This window comes from Rhodococcus sp. H36-A4, from assembly GCF_027158005.1.
GTDB lineage: Bacteria > Actinomycetota > Actinomycetes > Mycobacteriales > Mycobacteriaceae > Rhodococcoides.
Map to the genome: position 1 here is coordinate 230,977 of NZ_JAPVLQ010000001.1, position 18,269 is coordinate 249,245.

The window sequence follows — 18,269 nt, forward strand, 5'->3', positions numbered from 1 at the left end:
CGCACATTTGTGCACCCCCTACCCGGATTCGGGCGTCCCGACGAGCGGGGATGCACAACTGCGAACTCTAATGCGCGAAGTGCCGTGCACCCGTCAGATACAACGTGACGCCGGCATCCTGAGCGGCAGCGATGACCTCGTTGTCACGTACCGATCCGCCGGGCTGTACAACAGCCCGCACCCCTGCGCTCAGCAACACCTGCAACCCATCGGGGAAAGGGAAGAAAGCATCCGAGGATGCAACCGAACCTTCGACGCGTTCGCCTGCCCGCTGGACCGCCAGATGAGCCGCATCGACGCGATTGACCTGACCCATTCCGACGCCCACCGAGGCGCCATCGTGGGCGAGAAGTATCGCGTTGGACTTGACCGCTCTACATGCACGCCAAGCGAATTCGAGGTCCTTCAGCGTCTGTTCGTCGGCCGGCTCACCGGCTGCGAGAGTCCAGTTGGCCGGGTTGTCACCATCGGCGTCGATCGCGTCGCGCTGCTGCAGGAGCGTGCCGCCGGAAATAGGCTTCAGCTCGATACCCTGCGGTGCCGGCGGCGTAGCAAGAAGCACACGAATGTTCTTCTTGCGCTGCAGAACTCCCAATGCACCATCCGCGTACGACGGCGCGACGATGACCTCGGTGAAGATCTCCGCTACCTGCTCCGCCATCTCGACGGTCACCTCGCGGTTGGCTGCGATGACGCCGCCGTATGCACTGACCGGATCACACGCGTGCGCTTTGCGATGGGCCTCGGCGATGCTCTCGCCCAACGCGATACCGCAGGGATTGGCATGCTTGACGATCGCGACAGTCGGCGCAGAGTGGTCGAACGCAGCCCGCCACGCGGCGTCGGCGTCGGTGAAATTGTTGTACGACATCTCCTTACCGTGCAACTGCTTCGCCTGCGCAATGCCGTCACCCGCTGGGTCGATGTACAGCGCAGCAGCCTGATGCGGATTCTCGCCGTATCGAAGCACTGCAGACCGGTGCCACGTGCCCCCGATCCACTCGGGAAATGTCGACTCGGGATCACTCACGAGGACACTGCTCATCCACGATGCGACTGCGACGTCGTACGACGCAGTGTGTGCAAACGCCTGCGCCGCAAGGGCAGTACGTTCGGCGAGCGTGAATCCGCCACCGGACACGGCAGCGAGAACACCTTCGTACCGAGCAGGATCCACAACCACGGCCACCGACGGATGATTCTTCGCCGCAGCGCGAACCATCGACGGTCCACCGATATCGATCTGCTCGACACATTCGTCTTCGGACGCGCCACTACGAACGGTCTGAGTGAACGGGTAAAGATTGACGACCACGAGCTCGAACGCTTCGATACCGAGCTCTTCGAGCTGCGCGAGATGCTCGGGCCGTCGAGTGTCCGCGAGCACTCCTGCATGAACGCGTGGATGCAGGGTCTTGACCCGGCCGTCGAGCGTCTCGGGGAAGCCGGTGAGATCCTCGACCTTGGTGACCGGAATCCCCGCGTCGGCGATCTTCGACGCCGTGGAACCGGTGGACACGAGGGCGACACCTGCGTTGTGCAAACCGGTCGCGAGTTCGATCAGTCCGGTCTTGTCGTAAACACTGACCAACGCACGCCGCACTGCTTTACGTTCACTCATCGCCTAATCTGAGCCTTTCGTCCATCGGAGACAACACCTCGGGTGGCCACGGCCGCGACCACATCGACCAGCAGCCGTCGTTCCACAGTTTTGATTCGCTCGTGCAGCGACGATTCACTGTCGCCTTCGTGCACCGCCACGGCCTCTTGAGCCAGGATCGGTCCGGTGTCGACACCCGAGTCGACGAGGTGCACTGTCGACCCCGTCAGCTTGACGCCGTATTCGATCGCGTCCCGAACAGCATGTGCACCGGGAAACGACGGCAGCAGTGCCGGGTGCGTGTTGATGATGCGCCCGGCGAAAGCATCGATGAAGCTCGGGCCCAGGATCTTCATGAACCCGGCGGTGACGACGAGATCCGGCTGATGCTTCGCGACGGATTCGGTGAGTGCTACATCCCACTGCGCGCGGTCCGCGTAATCACGAAGTCCGATACGGAAGTGGTCGATGTCAGCCGCACGTGCATGCTCGACGGCGTCGCACTCGCGATCGACACCGACTGCCGCGATGCGCGCTGGATAAGTGTCCACCGCAGCAGCTGCGATCAGCGACTGCAACAACGAGCCGGTGCCCGAAGCGAGGACAACGACTCGTGCTCGGTGCTCACGCGAGGCAGTCAGCGCAGTTCTCCTGAGAATCGTCGTGGTTGCCCGTCGATCCGGGCCAGCACAAAGACTAGTCGCTGCGCTCTGCGGGCTTGACGGGCAGGTCCTCTGTGGACTTCACCTCGACCGGTTCTTCGACGTCCGACGTCTGTTGTGCAGCCAAGTCCACAACCTCTGCCTCGACGACGTCATCGGCCGCCGACGCAGCCGCATCGGGTTCTGGCGCAATCGTGGGCACGTCGATGGCCTCGGGCACTTCGATAATCTCGGCGTCCAAAGCACGTTCCTCGAGGACGACGGGTTCGACATCGACAGACTGCTGGGTCTCTGCGGGCTGGGTCTCTGCGGGCTGGGTCTCTGCGGGCTGGGCACGAGTCGTCAGGACAGGCTGGTCGCTTTCGCGCACGGTTTTTTCGGAAACCGATTCATCGTGCTTCGATCCCCCACGCCACGCGGTGAGTGCGGCAGCCAGTGATCCGACCACCGCCAACCACGCGAATGTCAACAAACCGAACGACCACACCGTGATTTCCACGGTGCCGAACGTCCCCAGATTTCCGCCTGCCGCGAAGCCGCCCACTGCCGCGAGAAACCCAAGTGCCGCGGCACCGAGCCAGACCGAGGACATTGCGTAATGCACGTCGACGGTTCGACGTGCGCAATCGCGACCGAGCATGACAGCAGCCGTGATCGGGACCACGAGCATCAAGAACCATGTCGTCTGCGCTGAGCCTTCCGGCAGAACCGCAAGAACCGGGAGCGGCGGAAGTGGACCGGCCCCAGTGTGGAAAAGACTGACCGAGGCTTCGCCGACATGCGCTGCGGATCCGACCGACACCGCAGACGTTCCGAGCACCACATTGGGTAGATAGAGGATCGAGAGGACGGTGAGCCCGAGGACGCCGACGAATCCGTTCCCGGCGTCGAGCAGCATCTCCATCGTCGACCACGACGCGACCATCGCCGCGAGAGATATAGCTGCACCACCCGCAATCAGAACCATCGCGGCGCGCGTCGTCGGTCGCACGACCTCCCCCACCCAGGCGGGGAACCTCGGGGCCAGCCCGAGCGAATCCCAGCTTCCCATCACCACACCGATAGCGGCAGCGGTGGCATGAACTCCGGCGACCCAAGCGAACGCGTGAAACGCATTCGGGCTCGACAGACCGATCGCGGCCGAGGCATCGGTGGCGACAGCCAACGCGACCGCGGTGACGAGCAGTGGCCCGAGTACGGCGGCAGCGAAGATCGATCCCAGTTCTCGACGCGTCGAGAACTCCATGGAAACCCGGTGAACGCCGCGTGCGACCACGACGATGAGCACAATCGTCGGAAGCAACGGCAACACTCCGAGAGCCGTTCCGGAAATACTCAACGGCACCTGATGAACGGCGAACCACATACCGGCAATCGCGCCGAGCGTCCCGGTGAGCTCACTGTTGGCGGAGACGAGCGTGACCAGAACGAGCGAAGCAAGGATTGCTATCAAGAGGCCGGGAACCCGGAAGCCGACCCGGACCAACATTCTGGACTGGGCAGGGGTCAGCAGCGGTGGACGCTGCTGTGCCGGGTGCCGCGTACGCCGTCTCTCGTGATTCAGTAGAGCGCTCATCAGGGATGAGGGTTTCACTATCGGGCGAGGCGATGGATCAGGCGCGCCGGAGATGCCCTACTTCTCGTCGTCGTTGGCGGGAGTGGTGCCGAACGCCTGGGTGGGTTCACTGTAGGAAGGCCCACCGGTCGAGCCACCCTCCGTGTGTGTGGACGGCCCTCCTGACTGCTGATCCGTCGGCACTGCCTGTGTCTCGGGCGGGACTGCATGTTGAGGCGCCCCCGATCCAGCAGAACCCACCGGAGGCTGGCCGTACTGATACTGGCTGTACGGCGAAGCCTGATCGGCAGAGCCCGTCGGTCCGCTTGCACCTTGCTGCTGAGGGTCGACCGGGTAACCGACGCTGCCGGACGGATTTTGACCGCGCGCAGGCTGATTGGGTACAGGCTGTCCCGAGTAGGTCGGTGGAACGTATCCACCCTGGCCCTGGCCTCCATAGCTCTGCTGTGGCTGACCGTAACCGTAGTTCGGTGGCTGCTGGCCCTGCTGGCGATAACCCTGAGTTGGCGAATAACCCTGGAACTGATTTTGCTGGCCGTACGAAACAGCCTTTGGCGCAGGAACTTTCAATACACCCGCACCGAACAGAAGCGCGGCGATCGCAGCAAGTGACTGAAAGAACCCGAGTACCAAGACGATGATGGCACCGGTTCCCAGACCGATCGAGCTGCCCATTCCTCCGCCCGAGTCGATATTGAAGGACTGAAATACCAGCGTCAGCCACCCTGAAATCGCCAACGCTGCCGCGATTCCGATGGTGCTCGACTGCTTGGGTAACAATCCGACCGCCGCCACGAGCCCCGAGGCCAACAGCAGCGCGATCGAAGTGGGGTCACCGTTACCGAACTGAAAGAAGTTACTGGACACGTCGAAAGCCGAGTACTGGCCGGCCAGTCCGACCAGAAAACCGATCCCGCCGAGCGCGGCGACCACCAGCGTCAGAATCCGCGGAAGCGGCGACGGCGTATCCGAAGTGGGCGACGGCGAGTACTGACCTGGTTGCGAGTACGACTGCTGCCCTGGCGCCTGCTGAGACGGACCCTGCGAAGAAGGCCCCTGCGGCGACGGACCCTGCGGAGACGGACCCTGCGGGGTCGCGCCGTAGGACGGGCCGTGGCTACCGTATCCGCCGGTTCCGTAACCGGGCGAACCTGAGTTTGGGCCCTCGGGCGGATAGGTCATGACACTCACCTCATGTTTCTACGTCGAATTCGGGTCCACGGACCACGCTAGTCTACGGACCCGGCGCGACACCCCGGCCCGCATCGACCGGCGCAGGTGACACAGCACCTGAGTGGGCCAAAGACCGTGCGGCACCAGCAAATCGATCGCTTCGATGTGCCATTCATACGATCAGATAACTAGAGCGGGCCATTGAAGCAGGCGGGCGGTGGCGAGCGAGCGCGGGCGGGCAGAAGCCAAAAGACCCGCCACCACCGGTGACGGGCCTTTCGAAGGTGAAAGCTACTTGACCGAGAGCGATTCCAGGATCTCGCGAGCAAGTGCGGCGGTCTCGGACGGCGTCTTGCCGACCTTGACGCCCGCAGCCTCGAGAGCGTCCTTCTTGCCCTGAGCCGTACCCGAGGAGCCGGAGACGATGGCGCCTGCGTGGCCCATGGTCTTGCCTTCGGGGGCGGTGAAGCCTGCGACGTAGCCGACGACGGGCTTGGTCACGTTGGCCTTGATGTAATCGGCAGCGCGCTCTTCGGCGTCGCCACCGATTTCGCCGATCATGACGATGATCTTGGTCTCGGGATCATTCTCGAACGCCTCGATGGCGTCGATGTGCGTGGTACCGATGACCGGGTCTCCGCCGATGCCGATGGCCGTCGAGAAGCCGAAGTCACGGAGTTCGAACATCATCTGGTAAGTCAGCGTGCCGGACTTCGAGACGAGGCCGATGGGCCCGGTGCCGGAGATGTTGGCGGGCGTGATGCCGACGAGAGCTTCACCGGGGGTGATGATGCCGGGGCAGTTCGGTCCGATGATGCGGGTCTTCTTGCCCTTCTCCACGTTGTAGGCCCACGCGTACGCGGAGTCCTGCACGGGGATTCCCTCGGTGATGACGACGAGCAGCGGGATCTCCGCGTCGATCGCTTCGACGATGGCGTCCTTGGCGAATGCCGGCGGCACGAAAGCGATGGAGACGTCCGCGCCGGTCTTCTCGATTGCCTCGGCGACCGTGCCGAAGACGGGAAGTTCGATGTCGTTGCCGTCTTTGTCGACGTGCTTGACCGTGGTTCCGGCCTTACGTGCATTGACGCCGCCGACGACCTGGGTGCCGGCCTTGAGCATCAGAGCGGTGTGCTTGGTGCCCTCGCCGCCGGTGATGCCCTGGACGATGACCTTGTTGTCCTTGTTCAGAAAGATTGACATGGTTTCCTCTACTTCGCAGCCAGCTCGGCGGCCTTGTCGGCGCCCTCGTCCATGGTCTCGGCGAGCGTCACCAGCGGGTGCGCGGCGTCGGCGAGAATCTTGCGTCCTTCTTCGACCTTGTTGCCGTCGAGACGAACCACCAGCGGCTTGTTGGCCTCGTCACCGAGCTTCTTCAGCGCGCCGACGATGCCGTTGGCAACCGCGTCGCAGGAGGTGATCCCACCGAAGACGTTGACGAACACGCTCTTGACCTGCTCGTCACCGAGGATGACGTCGAGGCCTGCAGCCATGACCTCGGCCGAGGCGCCGCCACCGATGTCGAGGAAGTTGGCGGGCTTGACGCCACCGTGGGCTTCGCCTGCGTATGCAACGACGTCGAGGGTCGACATGACCAGTCCGGCACCGTTACCGATGATGCCGACCTGTCCGTCGAGCTTGACGTAGTTGAGGTCGTTTTCCTTGGCCTTCGCCTCGAGGGGATCGGCAGCGTCCTTGTCCTCGAAGTCCGCATGGCCGGGCTGACGGAAGCTTGCGTTCTCGTCGAGTGTGACCTTGCCGTCGAGGGCGAGGATCTCATCGTCCGGGGTGCGAACCAGCGGGTTGACCTCGACCAGGAGAGCATCTTCGTTGATGAAGACCTCCCACAGCTTCTGGATGGTCACCGCCGCGGAATCGAGCACCTCGGCGGGAAGCTTTCCCTTTTCGGCGATTTCACGAGCAAAAGCGAGGTCGACGCCCTTGACGGCATCGACTGCAATCTTGGCGAGTGCGTCGGGGTTCTCTACCGCCGTCACCTCGATCTCCACGCCACCCTCGACCGAACACATCGCGAGGTAGGTGCGGTTGGTGCGGTCGAGCAGGAAGGAGATGTAGTACTCCTCGGCGATGTCGGATGCTTCTGCAACAAGAAGCTTCTTGACGACATGGCCCTTGATGTCGAGACCGAGAATCGCTTCTGCGTTCTCAGTGGCTGCTGCGACGTCCTTGGAGTACTTGACGCCGCCGGCCTTGCCACGTCCGCCGACCTTGACCTGCGCCTTGACCATTACTGGCTTGCCGATTTCCTTGGCAATTTCTGTTGCTCCGGCGACCGTGTCCGTGACACGACCTGCGGAGGTTGGTACGCCATGCTTGGCGAACAATTCCTTCGCCTGGTATTCGAAGAGATCCATCAGCTCACCGTCTCGTCTACGTTGACGCCCGCTCCAGGGTGTGAGCGGGTCTGAGCATCGACTTTATCCAGGTAGTCCACGGGCGCATCGGGCGCATGGATGGTATGTGGTCTATCTCACCGGCAGGTGCCATGTGTCCTACGCCTCACCGTAGACGGCTACGAGCCGAAAGTAGCGCGGCCACAGCAAGAGTGAGCGCTCCGAGCGCCCCGACGATCACTCCGGGACCGATCACGGGCTCGAGAGCGCGTGTCTTGGTCAGCGGCCACCCGAGCAAATAGATGATCATCGCGATCACGCAGCCCACAAGAAGTGCAGTGCCGCGCGCAGGCCTCGACCGTGACGCAACGACGGCGGAGACCACGATGGTCACAGCGAGAAATGCCTGTCCCCAGACGTCCCATCCCCAGGGAAAAGTACCGAACCACGCTGCAGTGACGTCCGTGCCACGGTAGAGCGGCAGCGCCAGGCCTGCCACCGACAGCAGCGCTCCGAGCCATGCCGCTGATCCGAGCCTGACGTCGACGCGCATGTCCGAGGTGTCGACGTCCTCGCGCTCAGCGCTGCCGGCGAGAAGCACACATCCGCCACACAACACTGCGCCGACAGTGCCCAGTGCCGTCGCGATGCCGCCGACGCCGAGGGCAATGCCGTCGATATCGGCGGCCAGGACAACCGACTGCAAAACGCCGGATGCACCCATCACGGCGGCAGCCGTCAGGACACCGAGCGCGGGACGGACTGTTGCCGCCAATACCGAAAAGAACATCGGGATGGACGCCAGGACCACTATGAACCCCGCTACCGCGGCGACCCTCGTGGCCAGGATCGTCGGAGCCGGAAGCCCATCCGGAACGGTGAGGGTCGGCAAGAGGGCGCCGGTGACGATGAGGACACCTGTCGCGACACCCACAACTCCGGCAACGACATGCCAACGGTTTGTTGCCGACGTCGAGTCCACGGGCGTGGCGCGTCGAACTTCGGCAGAGACGCCACGTCGCTCCCGGAGCTTGGACACCGGGACGAGCACAATTCCTACGACCACGAGCACGGCCGACGCAATGACGCCGACCCACGATCCGGGCGCCGCGTCGACCCCCGGCCCACTCGACGCACCAGCCACCACTCGCGAGCCCGTGACGCCGAGCATGCCGAGTCCTGCGCCTACGGAAGCGCCGGCCGCGACGTTAGGGGAAATCGACGCAAGCACAGCCGCCACCACGATCAGTACGGCCAGGGCAACGATTCCCGACCCCACCGACGTCGTCATCGGGGAGTCGATCGCAACGGAAACCAGCACGATGGCGTCGGAAGAGTAGTAGGGCGACGCGAACATCGATCCCGCCGCAACAGCGGCAGCGGCGACGGCAAGTACGGACAACCACCCGCCGATTCGGATTGCCGAGGCCCGGTTGGTCATGTCCGCGTGAGTGGAGTGTCCGTATCCGTCGGACATGGAGGCTCGGCTCACCGCAACCAAGCCGAACAACCCGCCCAGCGCCGCTAGGACATGTGCGGCAAGAATCAGATAGGCACCGGCGCCTGGTTGGAGCGCAGCGGCAGTGATGGGACGAAACAGTTCCAGACGATTCGAATCGATCGGATCGATCAGGAGTCCGACATCGAGGACGGCCAGACCGGCCGACACCGCCCCGTAACCGGCCGTCACAGCGCCGGTGAGCGCAGCGCGGCGCGCAATCACACCGAGCACTGCCATCAAAGACACCAGGACCACCGGCGCAAGCGCAATGAGCTCCGCAACAGTGACGCCCGCGCCGATCGCCTCTCCGTTAGCTGCGGTGACCGAATCCTGCGTGACAACTGACTCGAACGACAGCGCTACGACGCCGCACAGCGCGGCAACCACAGTCGCGGACGCTGCAAGAACTGCTGGCGCGAACGCGCTCTTGTCGTCGTCGCGGTCGGGCTCGATCCGTCGAGGGAGTACCTGAGCGGACTGGTCGGTCTCGGAGATAGGTGCCACGACAGCGACGTTATCTGCCGGCGCAGATTTACATCGACTCCGCGGGCCGCGTTTCGATAACGCGCATTCGGGTAGTTGTAACCGAGCGGGGTTGATCGCCGGGGGGACATTTCCCCTGTTCACAATGTGAGGCATGTCACATATCGGCCCAGTCTGAGCCAAAAACTTGCGCGCCTCGCGATCGTTTCGTTACCGTCTGCGGAGTCTTAAGTAACGAGCAGATCACGAAACGGAGGTCGAAGGTTTTGTCGCAGCACCGCGCGTCCTTCACCACCAGCAAGTTCGTCACCCCGGCCGCTGTGACCGAAAGTGCACCTACCGTGTACTCGACCGATACCAGCTGGGGAACCGAGGCCGCCGACTTCGAAACGCCGACCTACGACTATTTCGCCAGCAACTACGGCCCCGCCGAGAGCTACCACGATGCCGAGCTGCACAGCTCCGTCGACATCGATAGCGCCGCGGGCACCGAATCCGTTACACCGATCTTGGAAGTACCCCGCCGCGGTGGATCGCACCGCATCCCCACGCCGCCCACCGCACTCAAGGGTCGGGCAGCCGTTCTCGCTGTTGCTGCCGGGGCTATCGTCGCCGCGGGACAGGCCGTTATCGATCACGCGCCTGCCGCCGCCACTTCCGAAGAAGTCGCTCTGGCTGCAGGTTCTGCGCCCGCCGCACCCGGCATTGCCGCAACGGCAGTTCCGCAGGCAGCCCAGTTCGCCGCCGACACCAAGAGCACAGCAGCCTCTCACGCGCCTCAGATACTCAACGTCGCCAACCCGGTAGACCTGAGCCAGTTCAGCAATTTGTTGGCAAAAGGCCAGCGTTTCAGCGAAGAGCGCGCCGCACGCGAAGCCGCTGCCCGACGCCCGCTGTTCGTCCTACCGGCCGTCGGAACCTACACCTCCAACTTCGGGGCCCGCTGGGGCACCCTTCACGCCGGTGTCGATATCGCCAACGCCATCGGAACGCCGATCGTCTCGGTTGCCGACGGCAAGGTCATCGATGCAGGTCCTGCTTCCGGCTTCGGAATGTGGGTTCGCGTACAGCACGCAGATGGCACCGTCACCGTGTACGGCCATATCGACACGGCAACCGTGTCGGTCGGACAGCAGGTCATGGCCGGCGATCAAATTGCCACCATGGGCAACCGCGGTTTCTCCACCGGCCCGCACCTTCACTTCGAGGTCCACTTGCCCGGCGAGAACAAGATCGACCCGCTCCCCTGGTTGGCCTCACGCGGCATCGGCCTCGGCCCCGAAAGGGACTAGCGCCACCTTCTCTGCCCGCGCACAGGCATTCCCCCCAGCTCACACGCCCTTTCGTGAACGTGTGTAGCTGGCGGTGGACTCCAATCAGAGCTTGGTCATCGGCACCCCACCGATAAGCATCATCTTCACTCGTCCGGATGTGCCGAAGTCGACGAGAACCATCGCGGAGGTTCCGCTCCCAGTCGACTCGAGGACGGTTCCGAGGCCGTACTTATCGTGGTTGACGCGGTCGCCTACGGCCAACACCAACGTGTTGTTGCGCGCACGAGCGGAACCGAAACTCGGTGTACTCGAAGCCCCGCCCCCAAAACTTCCACCCCCAAAACTTCCACCGCCGAATCCCCCGCCGCCGTAACTGCCCTGTCTTGTGCGCCCACCGCCGATGGAGCGTCCACCGCCGACACCCGGGTCCTCACGCTTCCATTTGATCAGCTCCTGCGGAATCTCCTGCAGAAAGCGTGATTCCGGGTTGTTGATCGGCTGCCCCCATGCCGAGCGCATGACCGCGCGGGTTACGTATAGCCGGTGGCGAGCCCGGGTGATTCCCACGTAGGCAAGACGCCGTTCCTCCGACAGCTCGTTCGGGTCTCCGAGCGCGCGCATATGCGGGAACTGCCCGTCCTCCCAGCCGGTCACGAAGACCACAGGAAACTCCAGCCCCTTGGCCGTGTGCAATGTCATCAACGTGACGACACCGGTACCGGAGTCTGGAATCTGATCGGTGTCGGCTACCAACGACACTCGTTCGAGGAATGCCCCGAGCGAACCAGGTTCCGGTAGTCCCTCCTCCGGATCCGCCTCGCCGTCGGGCACCGTTTCGGTGACGCCCTCGGCGTCGAGTTCGGCCGCGACCGCGGCAAGATTTCGCGCCTCGGAGGTGAATTCCCTTGCCACACTGACCAGTTCGTTGAGATTGTCGAGGCGGGCACCATCCTGAGGATCGCTACTCCCCTCGAGTTCCGCCCGATATCCGGTCCTGTCGAGAACTGCCTCGACGACGTCGCCGATGTCGACGACGTCGTTACCATCACCGTCCGTCGTCGTGAGAACCGCGCGAAGTTCGTCGAGCAGTTCGAGAAACTGGCCGATGAGTTTCTGAGACCGACTGTTCAGTAATGCGACGCGCCCGTCGGCTGCATCTCGCAGTGCCCGCGAGAAGCTCATGTCCCGTTGCTCGGCATGCACTGCGACACATGCCTCGGCCCGGTCACCGATTCCTCTGCGCGGAGTGTTCAGGATACGACGCATGCTCACGGTGTCGTCCTCGTTGGACAGCACGCGTAAGTACGCCACCATGTCGCGGACTTCTTTGCGCTCGTAGAAGCGCACACCGCCGACGACCTTGTAGGGCAATCCGAGCCGAATGAAGATTTCTTCGAGTGCTCGCGAGGAATTGTTGGTGCGATAGAAGACCGCCACCTCGTCGTAGCGCACATCGTGGTTGTCCACGAGTCGATCGATCTCCGATGCGACGAACGACGCCTCGTCGTGCTCGTTGTCGGCTACATAACCGACTATCAGTTCACCCTCACCTGTGTCCGTCCACAGCTTCTTGTCGCGTCGGCCGGTATTGCGGGAGATGACCGAGTTGGCGGCCGAGAGAATGTTCTGTGTCGAACGGTAGTTCTGCTCGAGCAGGATCGTGCGCGCGTCGGGGTAGTCGCGCTCGAACTCCACGATGTTGCGAATAGTGGCCCCTCGGAACGCATAGATCGACTGATCCGCATCACCCACGACACACAGCTCACCCGGCTCGATGGTGCCCTCCAGCGCGCCGTCGGCGTCCGGAGTGCCGACCAATTCTCGAACCAGCATGTACTGGGCGTGGTTGGTGTCCTGGTACTCGTCGACGAGAACGTGCCTGAATCGCCTCCGGTAGTACTCCGCGACCTGAGGAAACGCTTGCAGCATCCCGACCGTCTCGCCGATCAAATCGTCGAAGTCCATCGCATTTGCAGCGCGCAGACGCTGCTGATAATGGCCGTACACCCGAGCGATGAGCTTGGGCAGCTCGACAGACTCCTTCTCCGCATCCGACGCTGCATCGTCCGGGCTGATCAGCTCGTTCTTGAGATTGGAGATCGACGTGGAGAGCAGACGCGCCGAAAACTTTTTCGTGTCGATCTGCAGATCCTTCGAGATCATCGTCAGCAGGCGACGAGAATCGTCGGCGTCGTAGATCGAGAAGTTGGAGTTCAACCCCGGCAACAAGGACGCCTGGCTACGTAGTATCCGGACGCAACTCGAGTGGAACGTCGATACCCACATGTTGTTCGCTCGCGGCCCGACGAGTCCGACGACTCGCTCGCGCATCTCGGCTGCGGCCTTGTTGGTGAACGTGATGGCAAGCACCTGCCCCGGGGTGACACCACGCTCGGCCAGCAGATATGCGATGCGGCGCGTCAGGACTGCAGTCTTGCCCGAACCCGCGCCCGCAACGATCAGGAGAGGCGACCCGGTGTGCATGACGGCCTCGCGCTGCTGTGTGTTGAGACCCTCCAGCAGTGCTTCGGACTTGGATCTACCGGGAACGGGTACAGCTACAAGATTCATGTTCATCGCTGTCCCAGGTTACCGGCGCCCACCGACAAGCAGAACCGCTGCCATCATTGTCGCGATCAACCGACTTTCCACGAAGCGATCCAAGTGGCAAACTGAATCGGTGATCGAAACAGCCGTGCGTCGGCGTCCTATCTTTCGTGTCGTGAGAACGACCGAATGCGAGGGCGGCCGGTAAGTGATTGCACCCCGAGGCCCTCGCCACGAGGGCCCCGGGGTTCTTTCATGTCAGGCACCTACCCCAGCTCGTTCAATTCAGGTATTCACCCGGATTCCGTAGACGTAACGGTGCCGGACGCGGTAACGATCCATGATGTGACACAAGGAGAAGAAATGGCATCCACGACGAAGACCGACTCCGAGAATGCGTTGCCCACCACCGAAGCCGAGATCGATGAGTTGAGGCAGGAAATCGATCGCCTGGACGCCGAGATCCTGGCTGCTATTCAGCGCCGGAGCGAGGTATCGCAGTTGATCGGCCGAACACGGATGGCTTCGGGTGGCCCGCGCATGGTCCACAGCCGCGAAATGAAGGTGCTCGACCGCTTCAGCAGCCTTGGCCAGGAAGGCCACACGCTCGCCATGCTGCTACTCCGCCTCGGTCGCGGACGCCTCGGCCGGTAAAGACTCCAGAATCTCGTTGTGCACGGCTTCCCGTGCACAACGAGTCCTTTCTCAGGGCAGTGCCTTCTCAGGGAAGGGCTATGTACTTGGTTTCCAAGTACTCCTCGATCCCCTCACTTCCACCTTCTCGCCCGAACCCGGAGGCCTTGACGCCACCGAACGGCGCAGCCGCGTCCGAGATCACTCCGCGGTTGACTCCGACCATTCCGCTCTCGATCGCATCGGCAACTCGAAGCGCCCGATCCAGATCCTCGGTGTAGATGTAGGCGGCGAGGCCGAACTCGGTCGAATTCGCGGCGTCGATGCCTTGCTGCTCGGTGTCGAAACCCACGATCGGCGCGACCGGTCCGAACACTTCTTCCGCCAGGATTCGAGCCGTCGGCGGCACGTCCGTCAGCACGGTCGCCGGGTAGAAGTAGCCCTCACCGCCGGATGCCTCGCCACCGAGCGCCACCGTCGCACCTGCTGCGACCGCATCATCGACCAATTCCACGACCTTGCTCAGCTGGTCCGCGTTGATGAGTGGGCCGAGAGTCGTCGACGGGTCGATGCCTGGTCCGAGCTTCGTATCCGTCATCCGTGCCACCAGTTTCGAGGTGAATTCCTCTCGCACACTGTTGGCCACGTGAAAACGGTTGGCTGCGGTGCAGGCTTCGCCGCCATTGCGTAGTTTCGCGAGCATCGCGCCGTCGACGGCTGCGTCGATATCCGCGTCGTCGAAGACTACGAACGGTGCGTTTCCGCCCAGCTCCATCGACGTTCGGAGCAAGCCTCCAGCCGATTGCTCGATCAGCTTCTTACCTACCTCGGTGGATCCGGTGAACGTCAGTTTGCGCAGTCGTGGATCTTCGAGCAGCGGGGCCGAGACTGCGCTCGACTTCGACGTCGTCACCACCGACAGAACCCCCTCGGGCAGTCCCACCTCGGCGAACAATTGTGCAAGGAAGAGCATGGTCAGCGGTGTCTCGCTGGCAGGCTTGACGATGATCGTGCATCCTGCAGCGAGAGCCGGTCCGATCTTGCGCGTGCCCATGGCGAGTGGGAAGTTCCACGGCGTGATCGCAAGGACCGGCCCCACGGGCGCCTTGCTGACCATAATTCGGCCGTTGCCTGCCGGGGCCTGCGTATACCGGCCGCCGATACGGACGGCTTCCTCGCTGAACCAGCGAAAGAACTCGGCTCCGTACTTGATCTCGGCCTGCGACTCGGCAAACGCCTTTCCCATTTCGAGAGTCATCAGCGTCGCGACATCATCGGCGCGCTCGGTGAGTTTCTCGAACGCAGCGCGCAGCAACTCACCACGCTCCCTCGGCGCCGTAGCTGCCCAGGAACTCTGCGCATTCGCAGCCGCGTCGAGAGCCCTGAGCGCATCGGCGGGACTGGCGTCGGCCACTTTCGTGAACGGCCTGCCGGTAGCTGGATCATTGACGTCGAAGGTCGCGCCGTTTTCGGCATCGACCGCGTGGCCGCCGATCCACAACTTCGCTGGAATGGATTCGATGAGGGTGCTGTGGTCCATACCCCGAGTGTGCCCTCGCGCAGTCGTCGGCAAACGGGATGACGCGCGCATCCCGTCGGAGCACATTAGGGTTGGCAAATATGAGCGGCGACATCACGGGCACCGAGGCCTGGAAGAACCTGACGGCACACCACAACTCCATCGGCGACACTCATCTGCGCGATCTGTTCGCCGCCGATCCTGATCGTGGCCGCGAGTTCACGCTCGACGCCGGTGAACTACACATCGACTACAGCAAGCATCGCGTCGATCGAGAGACCCTCGCACTGCTCGTCGAGCTCGCACGGGCAGCCGACGTCGAAGGCCATCGCGACGCCATGTTCGCGGGCAAGCACATCAACACCTCGGAAGACCGCGCCGTCCTGCACACCGCGCTGCGGCTACCCGCCGACGCAACCCTCGAGGTCGACGGCCAAAACATCGTCGCTGACGTGCACGAAGTACTGACACGGATGGGTGAATTCACCGATCGCGTTCGCTCGGGCGAGTGGACCGGGGCCAGTGGCCAGAAAATCCGAACCGTCGTCAACATCGGTATCGGCGGCAGCGACCTCGGACCCGTCATGGTCTACCGCGCGTTGCGCCACTACGCCGACGCAGGCATCGAAGCGCGTTTCGTCTCCAACGTCGATCCTGCGGACCTGGTAGCCGCGCTCGCAGACCTCGATCCGGCGACCACCTTGTTCGTGATCGCATCGAAGACGTTCTCGACACTCGAAACCCTCACCAACGCCACCGGCGCACGCCGCTGGCTGACGGCAACCCTCGGCGAGGGCGCCGTCGCCAAGCACTTCGTCGCCGTCTCCACCAATGCCGAACGGGTCGCCGAGTTCGGTATCGACACCGCCAACATGTTCGGGTTCTGGGACTGGGTCGGCGGTCGGTACTCGGTCGACTCGGCAATCGGCCTCGCCGTGATGGCCGCCGTCGGGAAGGAAGCGTTCGGGGAATTCCTCGACGGATTCCACCGCATAGACGAGCATTTTCGTACGACCCCGCTCGCGCAGAACGCGCCGGTACTCCTCGGACTGATCGGGCTCTGGTACACCAACTTCTTCGGCTCGGAAACCCGAGCAGTACTGCCGTATTCGAACGACCTCTCACGATTCCCCGCCTACCTCCAACAGTTGACGATGGAATCGAACGGCAAATCCGTCAAGGCCGACGGCACGCCCGTCACCACCTCGACCGGAGAGATCTTCTGGGGCGAGCCCGGTACCAACGGGCAGCACGCGTTCTATCAATTGCTGCACCAGGGAACACGTCTGGTGCCCGCCGACTTCATCGGATTCGCCGAGCCCACCGACGACCTCCCCACCCGCGACGGCACCGGCAGCATGCACGACCTGCTGATGAGTAACTACTTCGCGCAAACCCAGGTGCTCGCCTTCGGCAAGACCGCCGAAGAGATCGCCGCCGAAGGCACCGCGGCCGACGTCGTACCGCACAAGGTCATGCCCGGCAATCGGCCGACGACATCGATACTCGCACCGAAGCTGACACCGTCCGTAGTGGGTCAGCTCATCGCACTCTACGAGCACCAGGTGTTCGTCGAAGGTGCCGTATGGGGCGTCGACCCCTTCGACCAGTGGGGCGTCGAACTCGGCAAAACCCAGGCGCTCGAACTGACCCCCGTCCTCACCGACGTCGACGCCCCGGCGCCGCAGAGCGATTCCTCCACCGACGCCCTCGTGCGGTGGTACCGCGATCAGCGGGGTCGGGCGCAGTAGCGTCGGGCTGGGTCCTCGGGGGGCGCTGGGTCCTCGGGGGGCGCTGGGTCCGGGGGCGCTGGGTCCGGGGCGCTGGGTCCGGGGGGCTGGGTCCGGGGGGCTGGGTGCAGGGGCTGGGTGCAATTTACTCCCCTATTTGGGATTCGAACCTCCTGCAGGGGGTTCGAATCCCTATACGGGGAGCAAATTGTCCGGAGATGAATCCAAACGGCCTCGATCCACGTCCAACTGGGTATGGACTTCGATCAACCGGGCATGTTCACCCGTGCCGACGCGCTTGCATCCGGTTACACGGACGACGATCTACGACGCGGTCGAGCCGACCGGACACTGTTGTCGATTCGTCGTGGCTGCTTCGTGCGATCAGCGGTGTACCGAACCTTTGACTCCTCCGAGCAGCATCTCCTGCTCGCCAAAGCTGCGCTGTTGGACTCTGCAGACGACGCTGTGCTCAGTCACGTGTCCGCAGCGGTGTTGCACGGTATGCCGGTGTGGGGCATCGCTCTCGACAAAGCTGCTCTGACGATCGGACGAAGCTACGCCAGCAAGCTCGGCAGACGACGAACCCTGCACGGGACGCGTCTGCCCGATTCCGATCGCATGATCATCGACGGCGTACCGGTGACGGTTCCTGCGCGGACGGTGATCGACCTGACGAGAACCGAGGGCGTCGAGCAAGCGGTGTGTGTCGGTGACCAGGCACTGCACAGTGGTCTGACGACCGCGTTCGAGTTGGCCGAAGCCATCGACGACGCCGCTGGACGAACGGGGGTGGGCCGTGCACGCCACGCGGTCGGTCTCATGTCCTCCCGCAGCGAAAGCGTCGGCGAATCACGGAGTCGACTGCTCTTTCACAACCTCGGCTTGCCTACGCCCTTGCTGAACCAGTGGGTCTACGACACCTCGGGGGGATTCCTGGGCAGGGTGGACTTTCTGTTCCCCGATGGCGTGATCGGCGAGTTCGACGGTGAGGGTAAATACGAGTCGGATTCTGTGCGAGCCGTCATCGACGAAAAGAACCGCCAAAACCGTCTGCACGACCTCGGGTGGGTCGTCGTTCGGTGGGACTGGCGGGACCTGTCGAAGCCCGACGTCCTGGTCACGCGTCTGCGCGGCGCTTTTCGCCGGGCAGCAGCAAATGGCGCACCTGTTGGTACGTACCGGTCGGATCGACTCCCCTAGTGGGGATCCGAACC

General features: G+C 63.3%; 13 protein-coding genes. 4 read left to right on the forward strand and 9 right to left on the reverse strand.

Features of this window, described 5'->3' with window-relative positions; all coding sequences use genetic code 11:
• Positions 1–67: 67 nt before the first annotated feature.
• The 7 genes from purH to O1W68_RS01105 form a co-directional block, all read right to left on the reverse strand.
• Positions 68–1,621 (reverse strand): bifunctional phosphoribosylaminoimidazolecarboxamide formyltransferase/IMP cyclohydrolase, encoded by a 1,554-nt coding sequence (gene purH / locus O1W68_RS01075; RefSeq protein ID WP_269301055.1) that lies wholly within the window; start codon positions 1,619–1,621, stop codon positions 68–70.
• Positions 1,618–2,259 carry a phosphoribosylglycinamide formyltransferase gene (gene purN, locus O1W68_RS01080; protein WP_269301748.1) on the reverse strand — a complete coding sequence of 214 codons (642 nt, stop codon included), beginning with the start codon at positions 2,257–2,259 and terminating at the stop codon, positions 1,618–1,620. The genes purH and purN overlap by 4 nt, the downstream gene beginning before the upstream one ends.
• A 37-nt stretch (positions 2,260–2,296) precedes the next feature.
• Positions 2,297–3,838: a cell division protein PerM gene (locus O1W68_RS01085; RefSeq protein WP_269301056.1), complete on the reverse strand. Its 1,542-nt coding sequence runs from the start codon at positions 3,836–3,838 to the stop codon at positions 2,297–2,299.
• 57 nt (positions 3,839–3,895) lie between these two features.
• Positions 3,896–5,020, reverse strand: coding sequence for a DUF5336 domain-containing protein (locus O1W68_RS01090; protein ID WP_269301057.1), 1,125 nt, complete (start codon positions 5,018–5,020; stop codon positions 3,896–3,898).
• Positions 5,021–5,302: 282 nt separating this feature from the next.
• Positions 5,303–6,214, reverse strand: a complete 912-nt coding sequence (sucD, locus tag O1W68_RS01095) for a succinate--CoA ligase subunit alpha (protein ID WP_084347777.1) — start codon at positions 6,212–6,214, stop codon at positions 5,303–5,305.
• 8 nt (positions 6,215–6,222) lie between these two features.
• Entirely contained in the window at positions 6,223–7,386 is a 1,164-nt protein-coding gene (gene sucC / locus O1W68_RS01100; protein WP_088941817.1) for an ADP-forming succinate--CoA ligase subunit beta, read from the reverse strand.
• Positions 7,387–7,531: 145 nt separating this feature from the next.
• Entirely contained in the window at positions 7,532–9,370 is a 1,839-nt protein-coding gene (locus O1W68_RS01105) for a hypothetical protein (protein WP_269301058.1), read from the reverse strand.
• A 245-nt stretch (positions 9,371–9,615) separates the two neighbouring features.
• Here O1W68_RS01105 and O1W68_RS01110 point away from each other — a divergent pair, with 245 nt between their 5' ends.
• Entirely contained in the window at positions 9,616–10,641 is a 1,026-nt protein-coding gene (locus O1W68_RS01110) for a M23 family metallopeptidase (protein WP_269301059.1), read from the forward strand.
• Positions 10,642–10,725: 84 nt separating this feature from the next.
• Here O1W68_RS01110 and O1W68_RS01115 read toward each other — a convergent pair whose 3' ends face one another.
• Complete coding sequence (locus tag O1W68_RS01115) at positions 10,726–13,200, reverse strand: UvrD-helicase domain-containing protein (protein ID WP_269301060.1); 2,475 nt, start codon at positions 13,198–13,200, stop codon at positions 10,726–10,728.
• A gap of 225 nt (positions 13,201–13,425) precedes the next feature.
• Here O1W68_RS01115 and O1W68_RS01120 point away from each other — a divergent pair, with 225 nt between their 5' ends.
• Positions 13,426–13,824, forward strand: a complete 399-nt coding sequence (locus O1W68_RS01120; RefSeq protein WP_269301061.1) for a chorismate mutase — start codon at positions 13,426–13,428, stop codon at positions 13,822–13,824.
• A gap of 67 nt (positions 13,825–13,891) precedes the next feature.
• On the opposite strand, the gene O1W68_RS01125 is transcribed toward O1W68_RS01120, so the two are convergent.
• Positions 13,892–15,343, reverse strand: coding sequence for an NAD-dependent succinate-semialdehyde dehydrogenase (locus O1W68_RS01125; RefSeq protein WP_269301062.1), 1,452 nt, complete (start codon positions 15,341–15,343; stop codon positions 13,892–13,894).
• Positions 15,344–15,423: 80 nt separating this feature from the next.
• Between O1W68_RS01125 and pgi the strand changes: the two genes are divergently transcribed.
• The gene (gene pgi / locus O1W68_RS01130) at positions 15,424–17,073 is read left to right on the forward strand and encodes a glucose-6-phosphate isomerase (protein ID WP_269301063.1); all 1,650 of its coding nucleotides are present in this window, start codon (positions 15,424–15,426) and stop codon (positions 17,071–17,073) included.
• Between the two features lie 234 nt (positions 17,074–17,307).
• Positions 17,308–18,255, forward strand: coding sequence for a hypothetical protein (locus O1W68_RS01135; RefSeq protein ID WP_269301064.1), 948 nt, complete (start codon positions 17,308–17,310; stop codon positions 18,253–18,255).
• Positions 18,256–18,269: the final 14 nt, after the last annotated feature.

Coding starts and splice junctions, on each gene's coding strand:
- purH (WP_269301055.1), bottom strand. CDS start 1,621: ATGAGTGAACGTAAAGCAGTGCGGCGTGCGTTGGTCAGTGTTTACGAC.
- O1W68_RS01085 (WP_269301056.1), bottom strand. CDS start 3,838: ATGAGCGCTCTACTGAATCACGAGAGACGGCGTACGCGGCACCCGGCA.
- O1W68_RS01090 (WP_269301057.1), bottom strand. CDS start 5,020: ATGACCTATCCGCCCGAGGGCCCAAACTCAGGTTCGCCCGGTTACGGA.
- sucD (WP_084347777.1), bottom strand. CDS start 6,214: ATGTCAATCTTTCTGAACAAGGACAACAAGGTCATCGTCCAGGGCATC.
- sucC (WP_088941817.1), bottom strand. CDS start 7,386: ATGGATCTCTTCGAATACCAGGCGAAGGAATTGTTCGCCAAGCATGGC.
- O1W68_RS01115 (WP_269301060.1), bottom strand. CDS start 13,200: ATGAACATGAATCTTGTAGCTGTACCCGTTCCCGGTAGATCCAAGTCC.
- O1W68_RS01120 (WP_269301061.1), top strand. CDS start 13,426: ATGTCAGGCACCTACCCCAGCTCGTTCAATTCAGGTATTCACCCGGAT.
- O1W68_RS01125 (WP_269301062.1), bottom strand. CDS start 15,343: ATGGACCACAGCACCCTCATCGAATCCATTCCAGCGAAGTTGTGGATC.
- pgi (WP_269301063.1), top strand. CDS start 15,424: ATGAGCGGCGACATCACGGGCACCGAGGCCTGGAAGAACCTGACGGCA.
- O1W68_RS01135 (WP_269301064.1), top strand. CDS start 17,308: ATGGACTTCGATCAACCGGGCATGTTCACCCGTGCCGACGCGCTTGCA.